This window comes from Bathymodiolus azoricus thioautotrophic gill symbiont (assembly GCF_001298715.1).
In the GTDB taxonomy this organism is placed as follows: Bacteria; Pseudomonadota; Gammaproteobacteria; order PS1; family Pseudothioglobaceae; genus Thiodubiliella.
The window spans coordinates 1-821 of sequence record NZ_CDSC02000158.1; the positions used below are offsets into that span (position 1 = coordinate 1).

The following is an 821-nucleotide window of genomic DNA, read 5'->3' on the forward strand; positions in this document are numbered from 1 at the left end:
TGGCTTTTGCCGCCATTAAAGCCGATGGCTCAATCATGGCGTGGGGTAACCCACATTTTGGAGGCAAAAAAGCACCCGCTGATAGTGGTTATACCAAAATTTATTCAAATGGATTTGCCTTTGCCGCCCTTAAAGCTGACGGCTCAATTTCGACATGGGGTAGCTTAAAAAATGGAGGTACAGACGCACCCAATGCACCCACTAAAAAAGGTTATACTAAGATTTCCTCAACCGCTAGTGCCTTTGCCGCTCTTAGAGCCGATGGCTCAATCAAGGTATGGGGCAACTCAGATAATGGAGGTACAGACGCACCCGTTGGCGAAGGTTATACCGAGATTTATTCAAATACATATGCCTTTGCTGCCCTTGCACATGATGGCTCAATCAAGGTGTGGGGCGATCCAGATACTGGAGGCATAAATGCACCCGCTGGCAGTTATACCAAGATTTATTCAACTACTGATGCCTTTGCCGCCCTTAGAGCCGATGGTTCAATTATGGCGTGGGGTAGTCCAAATAATAAAGGCGCAAACGCACCCGATGGCAGTGGCTATACCGAAATTTCTTCAAATGAATATGCCTTTGCTGCCCTTAAAGCCGATGGTTCAATCGTGGCGTGGGGCGGATCAAGTACTGGAGGCAAAAAAACACCCAGTGGCAAAGGCTATACCAAGATTTATTCGAATACTAATGCCTTTGCTGCCCTTAAAGCCGATGGCTCAATCGTAGCGTGGGGAGATTCATTTGCTGGAGGCGCAGACGCACCCGATGGCAAAGGCTATATCAAGATTTATTCAAATGCATATGCCTTTGCTGCCCTT

The 821-nt window shown here is 47.4% G+C and carries 1 protein-coding gene; it reads left to right on the top strand.

Annotated elements, in window-relative coordinates:
* The coding region (locus BAZSYMA_RS09845) for an RCC1 domain-containing protein (RefSeq protein WP_479385924.1) at window positions 1–821 on the top strand (821 nt) is incomplete at both ends.